Here is a 24,630-nt window from a genome sequence, read left to right on the forward strand (position 1 = left end):
TTTTTTGGTTTTAAGAGATTCACCAGCCAGATTTGTACGTCGGCTTAGACTGATCCACCTGCCAGACTGATACGTCGGCTTAGGTTGATCCACCTGCCAGGCGGATCCGTCCGCCTGGCATAATCCACGATCTTCAGACTAATGCCACTTCTTTACAGTGATCCATTCGCTTTTTGATTTCGCTAACTTTCCGGGGGTTGTGTTCCATCCGGAATTCAGTAAATTTGCACTAATCATGAATGAAGAAATAATAAATAAGGTGGCGCAAAGCGCGTTGACTACGATAGACCTTGAAAGTTATTACCCGGCAGAAAAGGTTGTTACGTTTGACCTGAAGCCACTCCTTTTTATGGAAATGATCATTAAAGAGAAAGACTTCAGGGCTTCACTTCAAAATACTGACTGGACTATTTACCAGGATAAACCGGTTACCGTTACCTGTTCCGCTGATGCAATAATACCTATGTGGGCATATATGCTCGTTGCTTCTTACCTGCAACCGGTTGCAAGCGATGTTTATTTTGGGACAGCCGAAGAGGCTGCCCGGCAACTCTTTCAGAAAAATCTTGACGCAATAGATCCGGCTGAATTCATTGACAAGCGTGTAGTTATAAAGGGTTGCGGTGATCTGGAAATAGGACCTTCCGCCTATCTCACCATCACAAAAAAGCTGAGACCAGTGGTGAAAAGTATCATGTACGGCGAACCATGCAGTACGGTGCCAATTTTCAAAAAGAAGTAGTTGCAGTACTATAGTAACCTTGCCGAACAGATGGCCGGGCTAATAGGCTAAAACCAACCACGTCTCCTGAATACAAACAACATCCATATCGGGATGAACAACATGGCAGACAACGCGATCAAAAATCCGTACTTGTTATGGATATAAGGTATCGTTTCGAAGTTCATTCCGAAAATACCACCGATCACCGTAGCTGGAGCCAGTAAACAGGTCACTATCGCCATTACCTTCATCACTTCATTCATCCGCAGATTCACATTATTTATATACAGGTCCTGCATTGACACCATGATATCGCGGTAGTTCTCACTCAGATCATAGGCCTGCACGATGTGATCATATACATCCTTGAAGTACTTTGTAGTCCGGTCCTCCAACAAATCGCTTTCACTTCTGATTATTCCATTCACCAGGTCCCTTACCGGCGCCAGGTTCCTTTTTAAAACAATCAATTCTTTTCTAACCTGGTTAATTCTCGCCAGCGATTGTGGGTTGCTTCGATAGATAAGTTCGCCCTCCAGCGTTTCAATTTCATCCCCGAGCTTTTCCATCACGTTATAATAATTATCAACGATCAGGTCAAGCATGGTATAATTAAGATAGTCTGCTCCCCGTTGTCTCAGCTTACTGTTGGCTATGGAAAGGCGGTTACGAACGGGATCAAAAACATCACGGCTCGCATCTTCCTGGAATGAAATGACGAAACCCTTTCCCAGTACAATACTTATTTGTTCAGTTTCAACAGTCTTTTTTTCCGAATTAAAATATAGCATGTTTAACAGGCAGAACATAACACCTTCCACCTCGTCCATTTTTGGTCGCTGTCCTGTACTAAGTATATCTTCTATGAGTAGCTGGTGAATGCCGAAATGGTTACAGACCGCCTCAACTTCAGATTTGCGTAGGCCATCGATATTGATCCAGGTGATCCGTTCGCTGGACTTAAATTGAAAACAGCTCTCAACATGTTCAGCCTTTTTTTCTATTAACGTTGTTGCGTCATAATCGTATATAAAGGTTTGAACGTCCAACGCCTCCTCCCTGAGCGGTACAATGGTAGGATTAACATGTAAAATTTCCTTTGTACGCGCAGTACCAAACAAGGCAGGTAAGGCGAGATACTTTAAATACTTTGTAGGCTCCATACGGATAAAGATAAAAAAGAAAAACGGGGCACAGACCCCGTTTTTGACTGAAAAATATATGCGACTAGTCTAGTTGATACTTAGCATGGTGAGATCCGGACCACCGGTATTTCCTACAACTTTTGCGATTAACGGAAAAGCAGGATTGTTAAGAACCCATAACTTACTGGATTTATCGGCAGACTCAAGATAGATTACATCGACAGCCTTATCACCAACCTTGAACTCACTTCCTGCTGCGGGAGCAGCAACACTGAATTCAACATTATTGTGCTTCAACTTTTTGTCCCTGGTTATTGCTGCCCACTGATCTTTGGACAGGACCAATTGCGTTTTGTCGTCCGGCACTACCTGGTCCACACCCGGTTGAGGATTATCTCCAAGTGAACCTGTACCACTCTGCAGGGACTTCTGATTCATTATCCATGCTCCTTCTCCGTAACCTTCGACGCTCCATCCAATTTTTAAATAGTCACCTGACAGCGAATCAATCTTAAATCCAACAGGAATTTCCTGGCCATCTACATTAGCCATATACTGCATTTTAGTTCCACCTTTAACCGGTGGCAAGAATTTTTCCTGCGCAAAACCCGTCATCGATATCATAAACCCCGCAATCAATAAACAAACTTTCATAAATAGAATTTTTATTCAATATAAGGGAAAGATTTATTCAAAAAAAAATCTCATGGAAGAATTCGGGATGATCGGTCACATTTCATTGTTAATGTGCTGGTCTAACCGAAAACTAACTTTTTACAGTATTCCGGTTACGCATGGAGGTTAATGATTCAGACCACTTTTTCAACTCTTCAAAAAGGCCATCGGCCATTTTGTTGTGATCATCCCCGGCAACAAACTTATCATCTTTAATAAATTTTGTAAAAAAAGGAACATTAACGGCTGCGGTTAATGGCACCATATCCAATGCGGTTAGTACGGGCTTCAGCAGTTGAATTGATCTTATGCCGCCGGCAATTCCACCATAACTCACAAAACCAATCGGCTTGTGATGCCATTCATGATACAAAAAGTCAATCGCATTTTTGATCGTAGCGGGGTACCCATGATTGTACTCAGGAGTAACCAGGATAAAGGCTTCGGCGGCGGCGATTTTTGCACTCCAGTCTTTGGTATGCTGCTGGGTATATTGTTGGAAACGTGGGTGATGAGGTTCATCCAAAAAAGGCAGATTGACAGCTGCCAGGTCAATCATTTCAACATCAAATTCCTTATGCTCCTTTGCTTTAGCTAATATCCATTCCGCAAGTATCACACCTTTTCTTCCCGGCCTCGTACTGGCAATAATGATTTTTAAACTGATCATATTTGTTATTTTTTCTTAAAATTTCCGTTCTTCTCAAAAGTAGCTAACAAGTGGGAGTTCACAATTGTTATGGTTCTTTTCACAGCAAACACACAAGAGAAAAGCGTATTATTACATGCGCAAATCAGTAAGGGTAAATGGTGGTTCGCAAGCCCACTCATCCTTCTTTAACAGTCAATATTATGCCGTTCAAACTTCATACGCCATATCAGCCGGCAGGAGACCAGCCGCAGGCTATCAGGCAACTCATTGAAGGAATCAACAATGGGGAGCAGCACCAGACATTACTGGGTGTTACAGGATCAGGAAAGACCTTCACTATAGCTAATGTAATACAGGCGGTACAGAAGCCTACCCTGGTGCTCACACATAACAAGACACTGGTTGCCCAGTTGTACGGAGAGTTCAAACAATTTTTTCCGGATAACGCCGTGGGCTATTTTGTGTCCTATTACGACTATTATCAGCCAGAGGCTTATATGCCTGTAAGCGATACCTATATTGAAAAAGACCTCTCTATAAATGAAGAGCTGGATAAACTGAGACTGCAGGCCACAACACAGTTATTAAGTGGCAGAAGAGACATCATTGTAGTTGCCTCTGTAAGTTGTATTTACGGTATTGGAAATCCGGCGGAGTTCGAAAACGGGATCATACGCATAAGAAAGGGGCAGACCTTATCGCGACAGGGCTTTCTGCATTCGCTGGTTAATTCATTATACTCAAGAACCCATGACGAATTCAAACGCGGAACCTTCAGGGTTAAGGGCGATACGGTTGACATCAATCTGCCCTATGTAGATTACGGATACAGGATCACATTTTTTGGTGATGACATTGAAGAGCTCGAAACCTTTGATGTGAAAACGAATAAGCGGATGATGAAGATGGAAGACGCAGCCATATTCCCCGCCAATTTATACCTGGCGCCTAAAGATATGTTGCAACAGGTTTTGTACGAGATACAGGACGAAATGCAACTTCAGGTGGAATACTTTAAAAGTACAGGCAAGTTTATCGAAGCGCAACGATTGAGCGAGCGGGTAAATTATGACATCGAGATGATCCGCGAGCTAGGCTTCTGTAATGGCGTAGAGAACTATTCCCGGTTTTTCGATCGACGTAAACCGGGCTCAAGACCTTTCTGCCTGCTCGATTATTTTCCTAAAGACTTTTTATGCGTGATCGACGAAAGTCACCAGACAGTTCCCCAGGTGAGTGGAATGTATGGTGGCGACCGCAGCCGCAAACTGATCCTGGTGGATTATGGCTTCCGGCTTCCTTCCGCCCTGGATAACCGCCCTTTAAATTTTCACGAATTTGAATCGATGCTGAGTCAAACCATTTACGTATCAGCAACTCCGGGCGACTATGAACTTGAAAAAACGGGCGGTATTGTTGTGGAACAGGTGGTCCGCCCCACCGGGCTCCTCGATCCCCCGATAGAGATAAGACCAAGTGTTAACCAGATTGACGATTTGTTGGATGAAATAGATAAAACAGTTAAGAAGGGTGACAGGGTGTTGGTTACAACGCTTACCAAAAGAATGGCCGAAGAGATGGATAAGTACCTTCACCGGATAAATATCAAATCAAAATACATTCACAGCGAAGTTGATACCCTGGAACGAATCGAAATCCTGCGCGAGCTGCGTTTAGGCGTTATCGATGTACTGGTTGGGGTGAACCTTCTCCGAGAGGGTCTCGATCTGCCGGAAGTGTCTTTGGTCGCCATTCTTGATGCAGATAAAGAAGGATTTCTCCGGAACGAAAAGTCGCTCACACAAACCGCAGGGAGGGCAGCAAGGAATGTTGACGGCCGTGTGATTTTTTATGCCGATATGATGACCGAAAGCATGCAAAGAACGATTGATGAGACAACCAGGCGGCGTGAAAAACAGATTGCCTACAATATTGAACATAACATTACACCGAGAACCGTCACTAAAAGCAAGGAGCAGGTATTTGCACAAACGTCTGTACTTGATATCAAAGGTTATGACCCGGCTAACCCTTACTCCGTTGCGCCCGATGAAGAGCTTGTAACCGTGGCGGCGGAAGAACAGGAGACCTATCAAACTATCCCACAGGTTGAAAAAGGTATTGGAAAGATCAGAAAGGAAATGGAAAAAGCGGCGCGTGACCTTGACTTTATGGAAGCAGCAAGGTTGAGAGATGAGATGTTCCTGCTGCAGAAAAAGCTTGAAGCAATGAAAAAATAAGCAATCAAAAAACGCACACAGAACTTATTACCTTCGTCGAATGGATAAAAAGCTTTTTTTACTTGATGCTCTTGCCCTGATCTTCAGGGCTTATTATGCGCTGATCCGCAACCCGAGACTAACATCAAAGGGACGTAATACCAATGCACAATTTGGATTTATAAATACGTTGGTTGAATTAATAAACAACCAGAAACCCAGCCACATGGCTGTCTGCTTCGACACACATGCCCCGACCGAGCGGCATACCGATTTTACTGAATACAAAGCTAACCGCCAGGAAGCCCCTGAGGATATAATGGCAGCTATACCAGACATCAAACGAATCATCAAGGCTTTCAATATTCCTGTTGTAGAAATGGATGGTTTTGAAGCTGACGATGTGATTGGGACATTGAGTAAGCAGGCAGCAAAAGCAGGGTTCGAAGTTTTGATGGTGACACCAGATAAAGATTATGGGCAGCTGGTTGACGAAAGAGTAAAAATTTATAAGCCTGGATACCAGGGCGGGGATGCAGAGATACTTGGGGTTAAAGAGGTTTGCGAAAAATGGGGTATCCGTGATGTATCGCAGGTGATAGATATACTTGGATTGATGGGAGACGCTGTTGACAATATCCCCGGAATACCCGGTGTGGGCGAGAAAACAGCAGCCAAACTTCTGGCAGAATACGAAACACTCGAAAACGTCATCGCGAATGCGGACAAGATCAAAGGCGCTTTAGGAGAAAAAATTCGTAAGGGCACGGAATCTGCGATCATGTCCAAAAAACTGGCGACGATCATATGTAATGTACCTGTTGAATTCCATGCTGAAAATTTCCGGCTTAAGGAATGGAACAAGGAAGAGCTTCGTGAAGTGTTTACTGAACTTGAATTTAAATCTGTGGCCAAACGGTTGCTTGGTGAGGACCTGATTGCTGGCGCTGCGCCCGAAGGCGTACAGACTGATCTTTTTGGCAACGCTGTCCCTGCCGCTAAAGGAACAGGCAAAGCTCCTGCGAAAAGCTTTGCTCCCACCCAGGATGCCATAGAGGAAATTATTACCGAGGGAGAAGCCCCTCCAAGTTTACCTGCAACACGAAACATAAAGAATACAAAACACAGCTATCATCTTATACAGGGAGAGGCAATACCAGCGTTTGTAAAAACATTGATGGGTCAGACCGAGATCTGTTTTGATACTGAAACCAATAACCTCGATGCAAATGATGCGGAGCTGGTCGGTATGAGCTTTTCCTTTATACCAGGTGAGGCATACTATGTTCCGACTCCTGCGGACCAGGCCGAAACGAAAAACATTTTGTCACAGTTCAAAGTACTCTTTGAAAATCCTTCCATAAGATGGGTCGGCCAGAATCTTAAATACGACATGCTTGTTTTAAAATGGTATGGCTATGAACTTAAGGGCTCCTGGTTTGATACGATGCTGGCGCATTATGTGATTGAACCCGATGGCAAAAGAAGTATGGACATGTTAAGCGCCCAGTTCCTGGGTTATGATCCTGTGCCGATCGAGGATCTGATCGGCAAAAAAGGAAAAAGCCAGGGCAACATGCGCGATGTGGAGACTGAGAAGATAAAAGACTATGCCGCTGAAGATGCAGACATAACGCTTCAGCTTAAACACGCGTTACAACCATTGCTCACAACTAAAGTTGTTGAAAAGGTTTTTTACGAAGTTGAAAACCCTTTGCTTGCAGTTCTCACCGACATGGAGTATGAAGGCATAAAGGTGGATGTAGACTTTCTGAATGAATACTCACTGGAGCTGGATAAAGATGCGAAGCGAAGTGAAGAAAGCGTTTATGCGCAGGCGGGGCTTCGGTTCAATCTTGCATCACCAAAACAACTTGGAGAAGTGCTGTTCGAAAAGCTTCAACTTGATCCAAAGGCAAAAAAAACAAAAACGGGTCAATACGCCACCGGTGAAGATGTTTTATCAAAACTTGCACATCAGAATAAAATCGTCGAAGATATCCTCGCTTTCAGGGAGCTTACCAAACTGAAATCAACATATGTTGATTCACTTCCGCTGCTGAGAAACCGAAAAACCGGACGGGTTCATACTTCGTATGCCCAGGCCGTTGCAGTTACCGGCAGACTTTCAAGCAATAACCCGAATCTGCAGAACATTCCCGTCAGAACTGAGCGGGGCCGCGAAATCCGGAAGGCGTTCATTCCACGGGACGAAAATCACATATTATTATCGGCAGATTATTCGCAGATCGAACTAAGGATAGTGGCCGCAATAAGTGGCGATCCAGCTATGTGCGAAGCATTCAAACAAGGAAAAGATATACATACCGCTACCGCCGCTAAAGTATATAACGTTGAGGAAAAAGATGTGGTCAAGGAAATGCGGTATAAGGCTAAGAGTGTCAACTTTGGGATCATCTATGGCCAGGGTGCGTTTGGACTTGCAGATAATCTTGGTATATCAAGAACAGAAGCGAAGGAGATCATTGATAATTATAAAAAACAATTTTCCGGTATACAACGATACATGGATGATACGGTGAATTTTGCAAGAGAACACGGTTATGTTCAAACGCTGGTTGGCCGGAAGCGATGGTTGAGAGATATCAACTCATCAAACTTTACCGTCCGCGGATTCGCTGAACGCAATGCCATCAACTCCCCTATACAGGGCACCGCAGCGGATATGATCAAACTTGCCATGGTCAAAATTCACCAGGTATTTAAAGAAAAGAAGTTCCGCTCAAAAATGATTTTACAGGTGCATGATGAGTTGGTTTTTGATGCGGTCAAAGAAGAAGCGGATATCATTCAACCAATAATTCTTGAATGTATGCGCAATGCCTTGCCTCTTCCAAATGATGTGCCTGTTGAAGCAGAAATTGGCGCCGGATTAAACTGGCTCGAAGCGCACTGACAAAATTCTTAAGTACACAAATGACACTTATTGGTTTGTTTTAACCCGGCTTTAATTCTGTTGCTAAATGATTGCAAAGAATGGTCAGAACGCCCGGTATTTGCAACCCTATAACACTGGCAAACATCTTGAAAGAGTATCTTCAAATTGACATTTTCTCTTTGCAGTCACCTTATACAACCGGTATGAAAACAAAATCAACAATCCTCTTTTCTCTCTTAAGCATGGTTTTTATAAGCTTTGATACCATGGCCCAGGAATCATGGCCGAAGGTGATCAAAGGATCTGACGGTTCAACGATCAGGTTATACGAATTTCAACCTGAAAGTTTCAACGACAATTTACTTAAAGCAAGCGCCGCCATCTCCGTTACCAAAGAAGGATCCACCGATCCCGTGTTTGGTGTAGCATGGATGGAAGCACTCACTTCTACCCGGGGTGGCCAGGTGGAGATTAAGTCGCTGAACGTGTCTTCAATTAAATTACCCGGTGATGTAAGTGATGAAAGCCTTGAAACCCTTGAGAGTGATCTCGAGAACAAGAGTAATTCACTTAACATCGGGATGCCTCTTAATGAACTACAGTCTTCTCTTGCCTTAAATAATCAACAGAAAGAACTGTCAGGACAAATAAGCAACAAGGCGCCGAAAGTTATATACAGCACGAGTCCATCAATTCTCGTTGTGATCGACGGTGAGCCAAAGATCCAGTATAATTCACAATGGGGCGTTGATGCTGTTGTGAACACACCATTCACCCTCGTGAGAAGCGATGGAAATTTTTACCTGCATGGTGGTAAGCATTGGTATGTTGCCCCATCAGTAAAAGGGCCGTTCAATCTGACAACAACGGTTTCACCGCAGCTTCAAAAGATCGCGGAACAATTAAGGTCGCAAAGCACTTCCGGCAATGAAGCGGCCGAAAAAGACGAGAATACTATTTACAAGATAATTGTCAGCACCCAGCCCGCAGAACTTATCCAAAGCAATGGCGAAGCAAAATTCTCATCACTAGACAACTCCGGGTTGTTATTTGTTTCTAATTCGGGCGATGACATTTTTATGGATGTCGATTCGCAAAACTATTATGTACTGATCTCAGGTAGATGGTATCATTCAAAAACGCTGAGTGGCAACTGGGAATACGCACCGGCAGACAGGTTGCCTGCAGATTTTGCAAAGATCCCGGAAGGATCGCCGAAAGATCATGTACTCGCCAGTGTTGCCGGCACTGAAGCTGCAAATGATGCGGTGCAGGAAGCAGCGGTGCCACAGACGGCAAAGGTTGATCGTAACAGTGCGCAGGCAGAAGTTGCTTATGACGGCGACCCTCGGTTTGAAGACATCGATGGAACCGATATTGATTACGCGGTCAATACACCCGCTTCAGTTATAAGATGGAACGGTCGCTATTACAGCGTTGATAACGGAGTTTGGTTTGAATCAGGCCGCGCAACGGGCCCGTGGGTGGTAAGTGTAAGAAGGCCCAATGCTGTTGCACTTATTCCTCCAAGTTACCCCGTTTATCATATGAAGTATGTTCATATTTATGATGTTACTCCCGAATATGTCTATATGGGGTACACACCTGGATATCTTAACAACTTCATTTATGGCCCAACGGTAGTTTATGGCACAGGTTATTATTACAGGCCATGGTTTGGAACACACTATTATGCCAGGCCGTACACCTGGGGATTCAATGTAAGGTACGATCCATGGATCGGATGGGGACTGGGTTATCACTACAGTGCTGGCTGGTTCAATATAAGTATTGGTACGGGTCGTCAGCCATGGGGATATTGGGGAGGCGGATGGTGGGGTCCGCGTTATTATCGCCCCTCCTACTGCATGTCACCTTCCTATTATGGCCGTGGCTACTATGGAAACAATGCATACTACTACAACAGGACCCGCAGTTATAACTACGGAAACAGGTACTACTCAGGTAATATTTATCGTAATCGCACCGGATTGGTAAGCCGCGATTATCAAAGAACAGCTTATTATAATCGTAACAGATCCGCGCGGAACGGTGATTGGTCCAATAACGTCCGATCAAACCGTCCGGCGAACTATAATAACCGGAACAATTCTGATAACAGAGGCAACGGGAATGTTTACAACAACAGGAACAACAACAACCGCTTCAATAATCAGAATAATGAACGCAATATTCGCGGCAACAACCTGAACAACAATAACGGGAATGTTGGTAACGGGCAACCAGACAGATCCGACAGACCGGTAAGGGCTTACAATCCTTCAGCAAGGACAGATCCATATGGCCGCAACAACAATATTAACCGGGATGGAAACAGGGACAATAACGAAAACCGTGAGCCAAACAGGAACAACGGCAGAAATCCAAATATTAACCCGGGAGCCAGGAATGATACCGGGACAGAAATGCCGGGCAGGATCAGCCGTCCTCAAAGAGCGGAAAGACTAAACAATAACCGTCCTGAGAACTTGAATTCAAGACCTTTATCGGCGTCGCCGCAAAGGCAGTATGAACCAAGACAACAACCGCAGTTTGAGCAGCGGAGACAAGAAAGACAGATTCAGTCAAGGCCGGACAGGCAAGCGCAACCGCAAGTGCGGGAGGTTCAAAGAAGATTTGAAAACAATACGCCATCAGCAAGACAAAGGGAGAATAATTCACCGGCAAGGTCATCGGAAAGATCCAATGGCTCATCCGGCGGGCGCCGTCCGGAGAGAGGATAAACTTACCAGATGAAACAACTGATTTATTGTTATGATGCCTACTGCGTATGGTGTTACGCCTTCAGCCCGGTGATGCGTCAAATAGCGCAGAAATATAGAACAAGCATGCCTGTTGAAGTGCTGTCTGGGGGGATGATAATAGCTGATCCACCAAAACATATCAGTATAACGGCAGTATATTCCAGCGAATCAGTCAGCCAGGTCGAAAACCTTACCGGCGTTAAGTTCGGTTCTGATTACCTGTGGCATATTATGAACCCTGATAAAAGCGATTGGTTTCCCGATTCCCGGAAGCCCGCGATTGCGATGTCAATTTTTAAAGATATGTATCCCGCATTACAGGCTTCATTCGCGGCAGATCTTCAGGAGTCCTTGTTTGCTGAAGGTCGGGATCTCTGCGATAACGAAGCATACCGACACCTGCTTGATAAATATCACATTGGGCACGATGAATTTTACCGCAATTTAACTTCTGCTGAATATGTGGAAAAAGCCAATTATGAATTTGCACTTGTAAAGCAGTTAAAGGTCACTGGCTTCCCCGCAGTACTTTTCCAGGTTTCTGAATCAAAGTTTCATTTAGTTGCCAGGGGATATACAGACTTCGAAACAATTGATAGCCGTATCATACAAGTAATTAAGACGGAAATGTCGGACAACTAATAAGAAAGCCGCTGGTATTAATCCCGCGGCTTTCTTGTTAAGGTGTTTTACATGCACTTTACGAAAGGTATTTTATAATTGGCGCACAAAGTGTGTTTTGCCATCACCGTACGAAGTGTGATCAGTACGTCAAAAGTTATTATGCTTCCGGTGTTCCCTCGAGGTTGTTATCCTTCGAGAACTTATCACGGATAGCGATATACTCATTCTGTAATTCTGTAGTTGAAGCAAGCGCACTGTCTATCTGCTCGAATATCTCAGGCAGCTTTTTCTCAAGACTACTATCTCCCAGGTTGATGTTTTCCGCTTCCAATTGGGCTATTTTTTTTACCAGCGCAGTTTCGCTGTTAATAGTATCCTCCAGTTCGCGGAGAATTTTATCCATCAATTTGAGTTTCTCTAGTTTTTCCATATCAATCCAGTTTGAAGTGATAGTTCTAATATCATGCCCGGTGCAATCTCTGCAGAATCCCATGTCTTTACATAAGCAAGGGAAAGACTTCAACATGTTCCCAGGTCTTCGAGCAGTATTTTACCCAATAAACCAACAGTGGATATGCCTTTGTCCTCATCTATCATCCTGATCTTGATTCCGCAAGGCCTGCAAATGGTTAAGTAGACAGGTGCGACTATTCAGCGAAGAACCTGGTATCATCCTGGAAATACTCAAAAAAAAACCGTCCCAGGGGACGGCCTTTAAAGATATTGTTGATGAAACTATGGTCTTGCACCACCACCGCCACCGCTGCGCCTTTGACGCATTGCAGGTTCTATCTCATCTTTGAACTTTTTAAACTGTTCAGCTGACCAAATCTTCTTCAGCTTTTCATCCCTTTCAACAACCATTTTTTCGTTTTCTGCGCGCATTGCTTCGCGATCAATCTCTCCACCACCGGCTCTCATTTCCTCAAACTTTTTTGCCTGAGCACGATAAAATGTAACAAAGACGGAGTCGGTCTTCGTTGCCTGATCCTTGTCAAGTTTTAGTTCGGCAAGTTTTTCCATTGTTGTCTTGGTTCTTTCCTCTGCGGAAGGCATTTGATATCCGCCGCCGCCCTGGGCATAGGTAATGCAGGTAACAGCGAACATGAAAATAGCCAGGAGGCTGATTTTTGTCTTCATTAATATAGCTTTTTTTGTGTTAGTGAATATGTACCTGGATAAGACGTCTGAACTTCACCTGCGCTTGCGGGTAGGCGTGGGTAAAACAGCTATTTATTTATTCTCTCCCTCACGTTTGCGGTTATTCGATCCGCGTGATGAACCAGACATGCGTTTAATGATTATCTGGACCAGGGAATCGTATTTCGGGCGCTGATCAGGAGTACAAACCATCCTCGAATTGCGGAAATGTTGAAACACCTGAAGGTCGACCAGTTTCTGCTTCTGGGCGATTTGCGAAGCAGCACTATCAATAACTGAATCGGGCGTTTCGGGGGATTTCAGGAGCTGGTAAAACTCATTTTTTGTATGCTGAAGATCTTCAAACAATGGCTTCATCTTCTTCCAGTGTTCTTCACGAAGACGATTAAGTTCCCGGACTTGTTGAGAATCAAGACCGACCTCCCTTTTAAGCGTTTCCGCCATACCATAGCCTGGTTTGGGTCCTGCGGTATTTTTTGATCCGTCAGGTTTTGGCCACAGAAAAAAGGCCAGCAATGCAATGTTTGTCAGGAGCAGAATTATAATTATGACTATCAACCTTCTGCTACGGGAACTGCTATTCATCAGGGTTCAGCGTTTGAATAATCATAAAAGGAAGTTGATGCGATAGTGTACTCATCAACCAACGAAATATCAGGTTGGTCAGCCAGATCGGCCGAAGCACCCGATTCCCTGAATATAACAGAAACGTTCAACAAAAGTATAAAGGAAACCACTCCCGCTATCACAAAGGGTTTTGTAAGGTAAGATGTGATGGTCTCCCACAGATTCTTCTGCTCATTTTCCATCCTCGCCATTACACGGGTATAAAAAAACGGTCCGGGACCTGCTTTTTGGAGGCCGTCCAGGCTATTCATGGTTTCTTCCACCCGGTAGTCTATAGAATCATTTTGCTTCATACACTATAATTTGACGTGAATAGAAAAAAAAACTTGTGTTCTATTTATCTTGCTGATAAAATTTTTCAAGGCTTTTCTTCAGGTTGCTTTTTGCCCTATGCATTAACGACTCTACCGATGACACCGTTGTTTCCATCACTTCGCTGATTTCCTGGTAACTGAGCCCTTCAATTTTATGAAGCGTAAACGCAATACGCTGATTATCAGGCAGCTTATCCACAGCCTTCATCAAAGTAGCCGATTTCTCACGGTTATCCAGGATCACGCCCGGATGATTAAAATCAGGCGGGTGGACAACCGCCTCGTTGTGATCAGTGAATAGGTTTTTAACAAAAGCGAAACGTTTTTTCCTGTTCTTGCGCCGGATATGATCCATCGCCTTGCTGATAGTTATCCGGTAAAGCCAGGTTGAAAGCTTCGATTCTCCCTTGAAATTGTGAATCGATTCATACACCTGTACGAAAACGTCCTGGGCAACATCTTCGGCATCCTCAGCATTTTGTACGATACCGAAAGCTGTATTATAGACCAAATCCTGCCAGGCCTCGACTATCTTCTTAAAAGCGGTTTGATCCCCCTGCTTTAGCTGCCCGATTAAAATCCATTCATTCAAAGCCGAGGTTTTTGACTGTAGACGATATTACGTAAAAATTATGAATCACTACAATGAGCTGCTGGTAAGGACATAATAATATTTGGAATGCGGTTTGCCTATTTCCATTTATATTGCACGTCTTTTTAAACAATCGGAAAATGGAATACGGAAAAATAATTTCAGTTACAGGAATGCCGGGATTATACGAATTGCTGAGCAGTAAGAACGATGGGGCTATAGTCCGCTCGCTGGATGATAAATCGACAAAATTTGTATCCAGCAGGATCCATAATTTTTCACACCTGGAGAGCATCGAGATATATACGGTTCGTGATAATGTAAACCTGGTTGAAGTGTTCCAGGCAATGGACAAAAGCAGCGAAAAAATACCTGATGGTAAAGACGCAGCAGCACTCAAATCATATTTTGAAACTGTTTATCCTGATATTGACTTTGAGCGTGTGTACACGAGCGATCTGAAAAAAATGGCTAAATGGCTCCAGGTACTCAAAGCAAATGATGTTGAATTGAAGCTCACAGAAGCCCCGGCGGAAGAAACTGCTGATGAGACCAGTGGTAATGAAGAGCCGGTTGATGAGCAAGCTGTTGATAAACCATCGGCAAAGAAGGCTGATAAAGCATCTGCGAAAGATAAAGAGCCAGGCAAGGATAAAGAATCTGGCAAGGCTGATAAGGAAGCAACAGCAAAAAGCGCCACAGCAAAATCACCCGCTAAGGAGAAAAAGGACGAAGCTGCTGAAGACGAAGCTCCCAAAAAAAAGGCCGCACCAAAGGCTAAAAAAGATAGCGACGTAAAAGAATCGGAAGCAATAGAGCCTGTTAAAAAGAAGGCGGCGCCGAAGAAGAAATCATAAAATTTATTATCATTGATCATAGATCACCGAAAGGGATCGCTGAACAACATTCAAGATCGGGTTGAACCATTCGACCCGATCCTGATGTCGTTTAATGCCAGGGACCTGGTTACAAGGCACCTCCGAAATGCGGGTCAGGAGCGGTTCTGATTGCGACAGGGTAGTCTTCCGTGCTTATGGTTGCGAAATGCTGGTTATACGTTCTTATGATCGCGAAATGCTGGTTATACGTCATTATGATCGCGAAATGCCAGTCACCCGTTATTATGTCTGTGTATTGTAGTCAACCGCAATTATGATCGCGAAATGGTGTCATCCGCGCTCGTGACTGCGCGATGGTAGCCAGCGGTGCCTCTGACGGCGAATAGTATTCACCGGTATCATCGCGAACAGAAAGTCACTCAGGCATATCCTGAAACATTAACCAGCGGAAATTGTAATAACATCTGAAAGAATTAACCGAATGAACATGGAAAAAACTGCAACAATACAGAAGATCGAACGGAAGTTCTTACCCAGGGACTTCGCAGTAACTAATTGGGAATCCCTGGAGCCTTATTTCAAAAATCTGCTGGAAAGGGAGCTTAACTCTGCTGAAGATCTCGAACACTGGTTGAAAGATATGAGTGAGATGGAAGCCGTGGTGAGTGAAGATGCATGCTGGCGGCAGATAAAAATGACCTGTGACACAGAGAACAAGCAACTGGAAGAAGCATTTAATTTTTTCTGCCTGGAAATTCAACCGAAGATCCAGCCTTATGCTGACAAGCTTAACCGTAAACTGGTTGACAGTCCGCTCACGTCAAACCTGGAACAGGGTAAATACTTTACATATCTCCGTAGCGTAAAAAAAAGTATAGAGTTATTCAGGGAAGAAAACATTCCTATCCAGGCTGAACTAAGCGTGTTGCAACAACAATACGGCGTGATTTCAGGTAAAATGACAATCGAAGTTGAAGGGAAAGAATATACCCTGCAACAGGCTGCAAAATTTCTGGAAAGCCACGACCGCAAACTCCGTGAAACAGTATATCGAAAAATCAATGAAAGAAGGCTCGTTGATCAGCATCAGTTAGGTGACCTTTTTGCAACACTTGTTGGAAAACGTGATCAGCTTGCGAAAAATGCAGGCTTCGCCAATTACCGCGACTACAAGTTCAAAGAGCTCGGAAGATTCGATTATTCGAAAGAAGATTGTTACCAGTTTCACGAATCCGTAAAAAAACATATCCTTCCGCTGGTTGACCTTGTTTATAAAAACAAAAAGAAACAACTCGGACTTGAGACATTAAGGCCATGGGATCTTGAGGCGCAGCCGGAAGGTATCGAACCGTTGCGGCCATTCAGTACCGGTGAAGAGTTACTTGAAAAGACAATCGCCTGCTTCGCCCGGCTAAGACCATTTTTCGCTGATTGCCTCAGGCAGATGAATGAAATGAAACACCTTGATCTGGACAGCCGTAAGGGAAAAGCTCCCGGAGGGTATAACTGTCCCCTGGCAGAATCCGGAGCGCCGTTCATCTTTATGAACGCTGCCGGCCAGATGAGTGATGTTACCACAATGGTTCATGAAGGTGGTCATGCTGTTCACTCTTTTTTAAGTCATCCGCTTGAACTCAGTTCCTTCAAGGAATACCCAATGGAGATAGCGGAAGTGGCCAGTATGGCGATGGAACTTTTTACGTTAGACTATCTTGATGTTTACCTGGACAACCCGGCAGACATCAGGAGAGCAAAAGAAAGACAGCTGGAAAGGGTACTTACGATTTTTCCGTGGATAGCAACGATCGATAAGTTTCAACACTGGATCTATGAGAACCCGACTTACACCTCAGAAGAGCTGACCAGTGCCTGGAAAAGGATCCTTGAAGAGTTTTCATCATCAGAAGTGGACTTCTCTGGCCTTGAAAATTACCGCGCATCAAGCTGGCAAAGACAATTGCATTTATTTGAGGTACCTTTCTATTACATCGAATATGGGATCGCTCAGCTAGGCGCAATTGGCCTGTGGATGCAGTTTAAAAACAACAAGGAAAAAGCGCTGGATAATTATGTCAGCGCTCTTAAGCTCGGAGGTACAAAAACACTTCCTGAACTTTATAAAGCAGCGGGGCTTGTATTCGATTTTTCTCCGGATCATATCAGGGAACTGACTGACTTTGTGAGAAATGAATACAATCAAACAGTTAATTAACGGTAAAAAATACCCTGTACGTGGTATAGATTATTTGAATCAAGCCGTTATCTTTGTATGCCTTTAGTTACCATTACAATTCAAAAGACTTTAAGTCTTTCAAAATAGCTACTAATCAGAGCCTTAACCAAAAGTCCCGGTGTTTCTACATCGGGGCTTTCTTTTTTTGGTCAATGTAAAAAAGACAAAAATCAATAATCAGCTAAGGAAAAAGCGATTCGGAACATCCGACCAGGTGAAAAATTAAGGGCTTAACAAAAACTTAATTTTGGCAGCTTTTGCAGATTCCGTTGACGATCATCTGGAACTCTGAAGCCTTAAAACCAACGGGCATCTTAACCGCGGGGATAGTTACATGATCAAGACAAAAAGTATTGCTGCATTTGTCACAAACAAAGTGAACATGATTGTCGTGATGATGGCCCTTTGTGCAATCATCTTTGCATAACGCATACCGGATCGAATTATCACTGGTGGGAATAGTGTGTATAATACCCTTGTCAAGAAAAGACTGCAGTGTACGGTAAACAGTTACCCTGTCAAACTTTTCACCGGTCTTCTTCTCAATATCCGAATGGGCAAGCGCACCACTGCTTTGCAAAAAAAGTTCGAGAATTTTTTTACGACTGCCAGTCACGCTAAGCTGGTTCTTCTTTAATATGTTATCGATCAAAAATTCCATCTGACCTAAAGTTACAAAATTCATCAATTACCAAACATGTTGTTGGCAAAGCGCTTACCGGTTGTCGGTTCCTTTAATAATTTTGGAACGTCCTCATTGATTTCAGCCAGCTCGTCCTTCTTCAATCCATCATAGATCTTTCGAACCTTTCCATTTTTGTCAACAAGGGCGATAAACTGCGTGTGAAGAAACTGCTCATCAATGTTTCCTCCATTGTTCTGGGGGTCATCCAGTAAATAGCTCATTCTTGCTGCAGTATAAAGACTGTCTTTACGACCGGTAAGAAACCACCATTTGTTTGTATCTACCTTCAGCGAATCAGCATATTCCTTTATTCTCGACACATTGTCGGTAGCCGGATCACAGGTGTGAGACAGGATCACAAAATTTGGTTCATTTCTGAACTTCTCATGAACAACCTTCATATTGGTATTCATGATCGGACAAATACTTTTACAGGTAGTAAAGAAAAATTCAGCGAGATAAACTTTTCCAAATACATCTTTCTCCGACACCTGTCTGCCATCCTGGTTTGTAAACGCAAACGGCCGCACTGTGCTTTGCACAGGCAATTTAACGTCTCCATAGCCGGGAATCAGCTTCGTCATCACAAAATAGAATCCTACCGCGAGGACCGCGAAAAAAGCGACATATGCCAGGAATTTCTTGCTCATATCTGATTATTGGCGCAAAGTTACAACGCACCTGCAGCATAAAAAGTGCATTTAACGAATCTACTAACAAATCATTTGCAACTTAGTTGCAGTTGTGGGCATATTTCGAGTATATTTGCAGCGATGAATTTTAGATTTAACTGGGACGCAATGGGTGTAGCCACCTCTCTGGCCTGCGCGATCCATTGCGCCGTGCTTCCGCTTGTGCTGACCAGTTTACCGGTTTTTGGTGTTAACATCATAGAAAACATGAATTTTGAGTATTTCATGATTTTTCTTGCAGCGGGTATAGGTACCTATTCTCTATGGCATGGGTTCAGAAAACATCACCACAAATTTTACCCGCTTATCATTTTCCTCGCTGGCATAACTTTCCTGGTGGCTAAACAGGTATGGCACGATTTCGAGATCTGGTTACTTCCCATCGCGGTACTGCTCATCATCGGAGCGCATGTGATGAACTACCGCGCCTGCCGTATTCATGACCACGCGCACAAGGAGGACTGTGATCATTAAAAGTATCCGGCCGCTATACCTGAAGGGAGCGTAACTACGTTAAATGCAAACAAGCTGCACAAACCCCGGGCAGAAACCCTGATGGCAAAGCTTTTTCAAAAAACCCAACCAAAAAGACCCAAACTGTGTTATTTTTGTAATTAAATTAGTGAGTATGATCAAAACAGGAAACCCTGTCATCAGTATATATACCGAGATGACTCCTAACCCGGAAACAATGAAATTTGTCGCGAACAAACTTCTTTATCCCGGAAAAAGCATTGATTTCGCCGAAATCAGCAGTGCAAAACCATCTCCGCTGGCAACAGAACTGTTTGGATTCCCCTTTATCAGGGCGGTGTTTATTGCGAGCAACTTTGTGACATTGACAAAAACCAATGAAACCGAGTGGAACGACGTAGTGCCTGTTATCCGCCAGTTTTTGAAAGAATACCTGGAAGAAAATAAGCCCGTTGTAAACGAGGAAGAAGTTGCAACAATGAAACAGGAAAGTTCCAACACAGTTGCTGCAGACGATGATGATGTTGTAAAACGAATAAAAGAATTGCTGGAAAATTATGTAAAACCGGCTGTTGAAATGGACGGTGGTGCTATCCAGTTCAAAAGCTACAACGACGGCGTGGTAAACCTGATGCTGCAAGGCAGTTGCAGTGGTTGTCCGTCATCAATGATCACGCTTAAGGCGGGAATTGAAGGAATGATGAAGAGAATGATCCCTGAGGTGTCCGAGGTAGTTGCAGAAGCAGAATAGTAATTTCACACCCGTATACCAAACCTTCCTTGCCGGAAGGTTTTTTTTTATGATATGCAGGAAATCATTCGTTTATTTTTCGACGGACTTCAAAAAACAACCTGGCTTGAATTTACTGCCGTTCTGTTTGGGATAGCAAGTGTTGTTTTTTCCCGTATGGAAAATATTCTCGTTTACCCTACAGGCCTCATAAACACTATTCTCTATACCTATTTCTGTTTGTTCTGGTGGGATCTCTATGCAGAGGCCAGCCTGAATTTCTACTATACAGTGATGAGTATATATGGATGGATACTTTGGGCCAAAACCAGGGAAAACGGCAAAGAACATGTACTGAAGATTACCAGGTGTAACGGTGCCGAATGGAAAAGCTCGATCTTATTTTTCAGTACCTCCTGGCTCGTACTGTACCTGGTATTAAAGACATTCACAAACAGCGATGTGCCTGTTGCTGATTCTTTTGCCTCCGCCTCCGCGTATACCGGGATGTGGCTGATGGCCAGGAAAAAACTTGAAAACTGGATTTGGTGGATACTTACGAATATAGCTTCCATCCCACTATATTTTTATAAACAGGCAGTGTTTACGAGCGTTCAGTTTATGGTGTTGCTTGTACTTGCGATTATGGGTTATATAACCTGGAACAAAAAGATTAAACAGACAGGAAATCTGAGATGGAAACAAAACGAATTGTGATTTTAGGTCCGGAGTCGACCGGAAAAACTACTCTGTCAAAGGAGCTTGCTGAGTATTATCACACGCAATGGGTGCCCGAGTTTGCGAGAAGCTTTCTTATTGATCACGGTATGAACTATGACTATGATGATCTGCTGACTATTGCGCAGGGTCAGTTAGCCCTGGAGATGCAAACTGAAAAAGCCGTGCTTCAGGACCCGGAAAACAAGGATAAACTCCTGTTTATCGATACAAATATGTATGTGATGCAGGTGTGGTGTGAATTTGTTTTTCAGAAATGCCATGCCTGGATTCTTGAGCAGCTGGCTACCAGGAGATATGATCTTTATCTTCTCTGCAACGTGGACCTTCCCTGGGTGAAAGATCAGCTCAGAGAGTATCCTGACCTTGAAAGCAGGACCCGGCTTTATAACATTTATAAGGAGATCCTCATCTCGCAGGATGTACCCTGGATTGATATAAGTGGTGAATACTCTCATCGGGTACATGTCGCAATAGACGCCGTTGACAAATGTTTTGCTCCGGGCTAAACATCAAAATCAGGTCATAATATAATTCACGGACACGGTTGAAGTTACCGGTCTTCATTTCGATGCCCGGCCGCTTCGATATTCCGCTATTTTTGCAAAGTATGGATCTACTCGCCTTTGTAAAGAAATATGATAAGCTGGTATTTTATGGAGCATGGTTCGCTATGAACATAATACAGGCAGCATCAACAGAGTTACTTGACGATGAAGCTTACTATTGGATTTACAGCAATTTTTTAGACTGGGGCTATTATGATCATCCCCCGATGATCGCATTGCTGATCAAAGGAGGTTCCCTTCTTTTTCCCGGCGAACTTGGTGTCCGTTTTATGATCGTTCTTATCAATACGGCCACTTTAATCGTGATACAAGCCTTGCTTGCAAAAAAAAATCCGCTGCTGTTTTATGGAATACTGATGTCGCTCGCAGTTGCACAGGTAGGAGGAATAATAGCTGCACCTGATCTGCCACTGATGTTTTTTACTGCACTGTTTTTCCTTCTCTATCGCCGGTTCGTTGATAATATGAGCATCGCCAACACAGCCTTACTAGGGTTGAATATAGCCCTCATGTTATACAGTAAATATCACGGCATACTGATTGTTTTTTTCACGCTACTGTCCAACCCGAAACTGCTTTCTAAATATCAGACGTACCTGGCGGCAGTTTTCGCATTGATATTATTTGCACCACATCTCTATTGGCAATACACACATGATTTTCCTTCTGTACAATACCACCTTGTGGAGAGAAATGCAACGCATTACCGCTTTACATTTACAACTGAATATTTATTGGGACAACTATTGCTTGCAGGACCGTTAATGGGCTGGTTTTTCCTGTGGACTGCTTTCCGGCACCGCCCTCTATCCCTTACTGAAAAAGCACTAAAGTTTTCAATGATCGGCTTCTATTTGTTTTTCCTGGTAAGTACCGTTAAAGGGCGGGTAGAACCAAACTGGACAGTGCCGGTTATTGTTGCCCTGATCATACTCAGCCATCAATACATGACTGATCGCCCACAGTTACAAAAATGGGTGTTCAATACCGTTATATTCAGCCTCGCTATTGTGCTGGTGTTCAGGGTATATCTTGTAATAGATATTCATGGTTCCAGGCTGGTGAAAAAGGATGAGTTTCATCAGAACAAAAGCTGGTCGGCCGGCGTGCGAGAGAAATCAAAGGGCCTGCCCCTGGTAGCAATCAGCTCATACCAACAGGCATCAAAATACTGGTTCTACACAGGCATCGAGTCTTATTCACTTAATACGCCTGACTACAGAAGAAACAATTTTAATTACTGGCCGGTAAGCGATTCATTAACGGGAAAAACGGTGTTTGCGTTAGGCAGGTATGATCCCGGTATTTTGAAGGACTCCGTTCCGGGGAAAGGAGGACAAATTAATGGCGGCGCAATTATTGACTCATTTTTCTCTTTTTCAAAAATTCAGTTCAGGGACATCAGGAATGTCCAGGCAGCGAACGGATCAGTCTCGCTCGATTGTGAAATATCCGTCCCGGATCATTATCTCCCCTTATTCCAACGTTCCCCTTACAACCGCGCACAGATCCAGTTCGCTGTTGTGAACAATGATACGCTTCCGGATTACTACCCTACTAATATTACCCTGGATACGATCCGGCAATTGAAAACAACCATCCGGTTACAGATTCCCGTACCTATCGGCAAGGGGGTTTATCCTGGCCGCCTCGCCACTGACTCAAGAATAACAAATCAGCCAACTTTGAATAGCGGGACGTTTACTTTTGAGATGAAGTAAGCCTTAAGAAAAAACACTTGTCGAAGCCTCAACAAATTCCATTTTCTCAGTGACGATAGTATGCGATGAGCCCGATCATACAGAACAGCTATTGAAGTAATCGTTGGATCCCGTCATCATGCTGGAGGTTGTTCATTTGCCTCAGAATCCAGGGATAACGCGAGGCAACAAATTTAGAAAGCGGTTTAACGGTGTATTTTTTTGGATTTCTGAGGCCGGCTGCAATCATCGCGCTCTCTGTTCTCGAGAGGCGCGAAGCCGGCTTTTTGAAATAGGACCTGGCTGCAGCTTCAATCCCGAATATGCCCGTGCCCATCTCTGAAATATTAAGATACATTTCGAGTATTCTTTTCTTACCCCAAACAATTTCGATCAAAAATGTGAAGTAGGTTTCAAAGGCTTTGCGAAGCCAACTTCTGCCTTGCCATAAAAAAACATTTTTTGCAACCTGCTGGCTGATAGTTGAAGCACCTCTGATTTTCTTTGGATTCTTCTCATTGTGCTCCATTGCCTTCTCAATGCTTTTCCAGTCGAATCCATTGTGCTCAGGGAATAACTGATCTTCGGAAGAGATCACTGCGATCTTTGCATAGTTTGACATCTCTGAATAGGAAACATAATCCCGTTTCAATCCATCACCGGTTATCCAGCTCACAAACTGGGTCATGGTTATAGGAGGATTGACCCATTTGAGTATGAGTACATAAAAGAGGTGAAAAATGAATAAAAAAATAAATAGCCTCTTTAAAAATCTCCATACTCGAAGACCCAGTCCTTTAGTTTTAATAGCCATTCCGGATAAATACTTGGTTGCAACACTTAAGGCAGGTCAATTAACGGCCCTGCAATATTAATAATTGCGCGAAGGAACGTAAATAAATCAAATGAAGAGCTTCATTTTTCTGGTTTTACACCCCTTGCATTCCTGATATAATGCACCCTGTATTTCTTGCCTACCTTGTCCTTTTGCCTGTTCATGGTAGTAAGCAAAATGCCCGTGCCCGCTACTGCCGCTGCAATGCCGAGGGAAACCAGTTTGTTACCTTCATTTAACGACTCTTTCCTGTACACCGTATTTACCAGTTCAAGGACTATATATCCTGTACCTCCGGCTATCATAAGTATTGGTAATGTAGTTTGTGCAAAACCCCGCTTACTCATGTTTGTACCGTACTCATTATGAAAATAAAACTCAGTAATATTACGATGATCGAAGCCGAATGTGTAAAAGAGGGTATCAATCTTTTGTCCAAAGTCAGTAGCCACAAGTCTTGTTTCCTGTTGCCTGATAAAGATCGAATCATTCCGGATTGCAGTTATGAAACCGTTTAACTGAAAGCCCGTATTAGTTTTAGCTGATAGATAGGAACCCTGCCCATAAGTCTTGAGTGTACGATTGTTCTTCTTTTTCAGTACGATAAAATCGTCCTGCGATTTTAATTCTGCAATCATTAAAAAGCATATCACCGATAGTAGAAGTCTAATCATATAACGATGCAATTTAAAAATGACCTGTTATGCGAAGGTGCTGTAAAATGGTTTGCCACGTTTA

Annotated in this window: 24 protein-coding genes; 12 read left to right on the plus strand and 12 right to left on the minus strand. The window is 43.5% G+C overall.

Features of this window, described 5'->3' with window-relative positions; translation table 11 throughout:
- The first annotated feature begins 235 nt into the window (after positions 1–235).
- Complete coding sequence (locus ACX0G7_RS02375; protein ID WP_458921810.1) at positions 236–742, plus strand: DUF2480 family protein; 507 nt, start codon at positions 236–238, stop codon at positions 740–742.
- Between the two features lie 47 nt (positions 743–789).
- On the opposite strand, the gene corA is transcribed toward ACX0G7_RS02375, so the two are convergent.
- The 3 genes from corA to ACX0G7_RS02390 all read right to left on the minus strand — a co-directional run bounded on the left by corA (position 790) and on the right by ACX0G7_RS02390 (position 3,214).
- Positions 790–1,887, minus strand: a complete 1,098-nt coding sequence (corA, locus tag ACX0G7_RS02380) for a magnesium/cobalt transporter CorA (protein ID WP_458921811.1) — start codon at positions 1,885–1,887, stop codon at positions 790–792.
- A gap of 69 nt (positions 1,888–1,956) precedes the next feature.
- Positions 1,957–2,523, minus strand: a complete 567-nt coding sequence (locus tag ACX0G7_RS02385) for a hypothetical protein (protein ID WP_458921812.1) — start codon at positions 2,521–2,523, stop codon at positions 1,957–1,959.
- A 112-nt stretch (positions 2,524–2,635) separates the two neighbouring features.
- A complete protein-coding gene (locus ACX0G7_RS02390) occupies positions 2,636–3,214 on the minus strand; it encodes an NADPH-dependent FMN reductase (RefSeq protein ID WP_458921813.1) in 579 nt (192 codons plus the stop codon).
- Positions 3,215–3,396: 182 nt separating this feature from the next.
- Here ACX0G7_RS02390 and uvrB point away from each other — a divergent pair, with 182 nt between their 5' ends.
- The 4 genes from uvrB (at position 3,397) to ACX0G7_RS02410 (ending at position 11,721) form a co-directional block, all read left to right on the plus strand.
- Positions 3,397–5,436: an excinuclease ABC subunit UvrB gene (gene uvrB, locus ACX0G7_RS02395; protein WP_458921814.1), complete on the plus strand. Its 2,040-nt coding sequence runs from the start codon at positions 3,397–3,399 to the stop codon at positions 5,434–5,436.
- Between the two features lie 40 nt (positions 5,437–5,476).
- Entirely contained in the window at positions 5,477–8,332 is a 2,856-nt protein-coding gene (polA, locus tag ACX0G7_RS02400; protein ID WP_458921815.1) for a DNA polymerase I, read from the plus strand.
- A gap of 185 nt (positions 8,333–8,517) precedes the next feature.
- Positions 8,518–11,058 carry a hypothetical protein gene (locus ACX0G7_RS02405; RefSeq protein WP_458921816.1) on the plus strand — a complete coding sequence of 847 codons (2,541 nt, stop codon included), beginning with the start codon at positions 8,518–8,520 and terminating at the stop codon, positions 11,056–11,058.
- 9 nt (positions 11,059–11,067) lie between these two features.
- Positions 11,068–11,721 (plus strand): DsbA family protein, encoded by a 654-nt coding sequence (locus ACX0G7_RS02410; RefSeq protein ID WP_458921817.1) that lies wholly within the window; start codon positions 11,068–11,070, stop codon positions 11,719–11,721.
- Between the two features lie 139 nt (positions 11,722–11,860).
- Here the strand turns inward: ACX0G7_RS02410 and ACX0G7_RS02415 are convergent, their stop codons facing one another.
- From ACX0G7_RS02415 to ACX0G7_RS02435, 5 genes are all read right to left on the minus strand, one after another.
- The gene (locus ACX0G7_RS02415; RefSeq protein ID WP_458921818.1) at positions 11,861–12,133 is read right to left on the minus strand and encodes a hypothetical protein; all 273 of its coding nucleotides are present in this window, start codon (positions 12,131–12,133) and stop codon (positions 11,861–11,863) included.
- Positions 12,134–12,438: 305 nt separating this feature from the next.
- Positions 12,439–12,843, minus strand: coding sequence for a hypothetical protein (locus ACX0G7_RS02420; protein WP_458921819.1), 405 nt, complete (start codon positions 12,841–12,843; stop codon positions 12,439–12,441).
- A 93-nt stretch (positions 12,844–12,936) separates the two neighbouring features.
- Positions 12,937–13,449, minus strand: a complete 513-nt coding sequence (locus tag ACX0G7_RS02425) for a Spy/CpxP family protein refolding chaperone (RefSeq protein WP_458921820.1) — start codon at positions 13,447–13,449, stop codon at positions 12,937–12,939.
- Positions 13,449–13,784, minus strand: coding sequence for a hypothetical protein (locus ACX0G7_RS02430; protein WP_458921821.1), 336 nt, complete (start codon positions 13,782–13,784; stop codon positions 13,449–13,451). Before ACX0G7_RS02430 ends, ACX0G7_RS02425 begins: the two co-directional genes overlap by 1 nt.
- A 40-nt stretch (positions 13,785–13,824) precedes the next feature.
- The gene (locus tag ACX0G7_RS02435; RefSeq protein WP_458921822.1) at positions 13,825–14,397 is read right to left on the minus strand and encodes an RNA polymerase sigma factor; all 573 of its coding nucleotides are present in this window, start codon (positions 14,395–14,397) and stop codon (positions 13,825–13,827) included.
- A gap of 140 nt (positions 14,398–14,537) precedes the next feature.
- Here ACX0G7_RS02435 and ACX0G7_RS02440 point away from each other — a divergent pair, with 140 nt between their 5' ends.
- Positions 14,538–15,254 (plus strand): DUF5606 family protein, encoded by a 717-nt coding sequence (locus tag ACX0G7_RS02440; RefSeq protein ID WP_458921823.1) that lies wholly within the window; start codon positions 14,538–14,540, stop codon positions 15,252–15,254.
- A gap of 469 nt (positions 15,255–15,723) precedes the next feature.
- A complete protein-coding gene (locus ACX0G7_RS02445; RefSeq protein ID WP_458921824.1) occupies positions 15,724–17,448 on the plus strand; it encodes a M3 family oligoendopeptidase in 1,725 nt (574 codons plus the stop codon).
- Positions 17,449–17,710: 262 nt separating this feature from the next.
- On the opposite strand, the gene ACX0G7_RS02450 is transcribed toward ACX0G7_RS02445, so the two are convergent.
- The gene (locus ACX0G7_RS02450; RefSeq protein ID WP_458921825.1) at positions 17,711–18,130 is read right to left on the minus strand and encodes a Fur family transcriptional regulator; all 420 of its coding nucleotides are present in this window, start codon (positions 18,128–18,130) and stop codon (positions 17,711–17,713) included.
- Positions 18,131–18,153: 23 nt separating this feature from the next.
- Entirely contained in the window at positions 18,154–18,804 is a 651-nt protein-coding gene (locus ACX0G7_RS02455) for an SCO family protein (protein ID WP_458921826.1), read from the minus strand.
- Positions 18,805–18,927: 123 nt separating this feature from the next.
- Here ACX0G7_RS02455 and ACX0G7_RS02460 point away from each other — a divergent pair, with 123 nt between their 5' ends.
- The 5 genes from ACX0G7_RS02460 (at position 18,928) to ACX0G7_RS02480 (ending at position 23,078) form a co-directional block, all read left to right on the plus strand.
- Positions 18,928–19,320: a MerC domain-containing protein gene (locus tag ACX0G7_RS02460; RefSeq protein ID WP_458921827.1), complete on the plus strand. Its 393-nt coding sequence runs from the start codon at positions 18,928–18,930 to the stop codon at positions 19,318–19,320.
- Between the two features lie 154 nt (positions 19,321–19,474).
- Positions 19,475–20,071, plus strand: a complete 597-nt coding sequence (locus tag ACX0G7_RS02465) for a NifU family protein (protein ID WP_458921828.1) — start codon at positions 19,475–19,477, stop codon at positions 20,069–20,071.
- Between the two features lie 54 nt (positions 20,072–20,125).
- Entirely contained in the window at positions 20,126–20,767 is a 642-nt protein-coding gene (gene pnuC / locus ACX0G7_RS02470) for a nicotinamide riboside transporter PnuC (protein ID WP_458921829.1), read from the plus strand.
- The gene (locus tag ACX0G7_RS02475) at positions 20,746–21,297 is read left to right on the plus strand and encodes an AAA family ATPase (RefSeq protein ID WP_458921830.1); all 552 of its coding nucleotides are present in this window, start codon (positions 20,746–20,748) and stop codon (positions 21,295–21,297) included. Before pnuC ends, ACX0G7_RS02475 begins: the two co-directional genes overlap by 22 nt.
- Positions 21,298–21,398: 101 nt before the next feature.
- Complete coding sequence (locus tag ACX0G7_RS02480; RefSeq protein WP_458921831.1) at positions 21,399–23,078, plus strand: ArnT family glycosyltransferase; 1,680 nt, start codon at positions 21,399–21,401, stop codon at positions 23,076–23,078.
- Between the two features lie 88 nt (positions 23,079–23,166).
- Here ACX0G7_RS02480 and mtgA read toward each other — a convergent pair whose 3' ends face one another.
- Together mtgA and ACX0G7_RS02490 are read right to left on the minus strand one after the other, a co-directional pair.
- Positions 23,167–23,871, minus strand: coding sequence for a monofunctional biosynthetic peptidoglycan transglycosylase (gene mtgA / locus ACX0G7_RS02485; RefSeq protein ID WP_458921832.1), 705 nt, complete (start codon positions 23,869–23,871; stop codon positions 23,167–23,169).
- Positions 23,872–23,972: 101 nt separating this feature from the next.
- Positions 23,973–24,566, minus strand: coding sequence for a hypothetical protein (locus ACX0G7_RS02490; protein WP_458921833.1), 594 nt, complete (start codon positions 24,564–24,566; stop codon positions 23,973–23,975).
- Positions 24,567–24,630: the final 64 nt, after the last annotated feature.

Source organism: Flavitalea antarctica (assembly GCF_054461535.1).

Bases quoted from the DNA above. Each gene is read 5' to 3' on its own strand.
- ACX0G7_RS02375 (WP_458921810.1), top strand. From the start codon at position 236: ATGAATGAAGAAATAATAAATAAGGTGGCGCAAAGCGCGTTGACTACG.
- corA (WP_458921811.1), bottom strand. From the start codon at position 1,887: ATGGAGCCTACAAAGTATTTAAAGTATCTCGCCTTACCTGCCTTGTTT.
- ACX0G7_RS02385 (WP_458921812.1), bottom strand. From the start codon at position 2,523: ATGAAAGTTTGTTTATTGATTGCGGGGTTTATGATATCGATGACGGGT.
- ACX0G7_RS02390 (WP_458921813.1), bottom strand. From the start codon at position 3,214: ATGATCAGTTTAAAAATCATTATTGCCAGTACGAGGCCGGGAAGAAAA.
- uvrB (WP_458921814.1), top strand. From the start codon at position 3,397: ATGCCGTTCAAACTTCATACGCCATATCAGCCGGCAGGAGACCAGCCG.
- polA (WP_458921815.1), top strand. From the start codon at position 5,477: ATGGATAAAAAGCTTTTTTTACTTGATGCTCTTGCCCTGATCTTCAGG.
- ACX0G7_RS02405 (WP_458921816.1), top strand. From the start codon at position 8,518: ATGAAAACAAAATCAACAATCCTCTTTTCTCTCTTAAGCATGGTTTTT.
- ACX0G7_RS02410 (WP_458921817.1), top strand. From the start codon at position 11,068: ATGAAACAACTGATTTATTGTTATGATGCCTACTGCGTATGGTGTTAC.
- ACX0G7_RS02415 (WP_458921818.1), bottom strand. From the start codon at position 12,133: ATGGAAAAACTAGAGAAACTCAAATTGATGGATAAAATTCTCCGCGAA.
- ACX0G7_RS02420 (WP_458921819.1), bottom strand. From the start codon at position 12,843: ATGAAGACAAAAATCAGCCTCCTGGCTATTTTCATGTTCGCTGTTACC.
- ACX0G7_RS02425 (WP_458921820.1), bottom strand. From the start codon at position 13,449: ATGAATAGCAGTTCCCGTAGCAGAAGGTTGATAGTCATAATTATAATT.
- ACX0G7_RS02430 (WP_458921821.1), bottom strand. From the start codon at position 13,784: ATGAAGCAAAATGATTCTATAGACTACCGGGTGGAAGAAACCATGAAT.
- ACX0G7_RS02440 (WP_458921823.1), top strand. From the start codon at position 14,538: ATGGAATACGGAAAAATAATTTCAGTTACAGGAATGCCGGGATTATAC.
- ACX0G7_RS02445 (WP_458921824.1), top strand. From the start codon at position 15,724: ATGGAAAAAACTGCAACAATACAGAAGATCGAACGGAAGTTCTTACCC.
- ACX0G7_RS02450 (WP_458921825.1), bottom strand. From the start codon at position 18,130: ATGGAATTTTTGATCGATAACATATTAAAGAAGAACCAGCTTAGCGTG.
- ACX0G7_RS02455 (WP_458921826.1), bottom strand. From the start codon at position 18,804: ATGAGCAAGAAATTCCTGGCATATGTCGCTTTTTTCGCGGTCCTCGCG.
- ACX0G7_RS02460 (WP_458921827.1), top strand. From the start codon at position 18,928: ATGAATTTTAGATTTAACTGGGACGCAATGGGTGTAGCCACCTCTCTG.
- ACX0G7_RS02465 (WP_458921828.1), top strand. From the start codon at position 19,475: ATGATCAAAACAGGAAACCCTGTCATCAGTATATATACCGAGATGACT.
- pnuC (WP_458921829.1), top strand. From the start codon at position 20,126: ATGCAGGAAATCATTCGTTTATTTTTCGACGGACTTCAAAAAACAACC.
- ACX0G7_RS02475 (WP_458921830.1), top strand. From the start codon at position 20,746: ATGGAAACAAAACGAATTGTGATTTTAGGTCCGGAGTCGACCGGAAAA.
- ACX0G7_RS02480 (WP_458921831.1), top strand. From the start codon at position 21,399: ATGGATCTACTCGCCTTTGTAAAGAAATATGATAAGCTGGTATTTTAT.
- mtgA (WP_458921832.1), bottom strand. From the start codon at position 23,871: ATGGCTATTAAAACTAAAGGACTGGGTCTTCGAGTATGGAGATTTTTA.
- ACX0G7_RS02490 (WP_458921833.1), bottom strand. From the start codon at position 24,566: ATGATTAGACTTCTACTATCGGTGATATGCTTTTTAATGATTGCAGAA.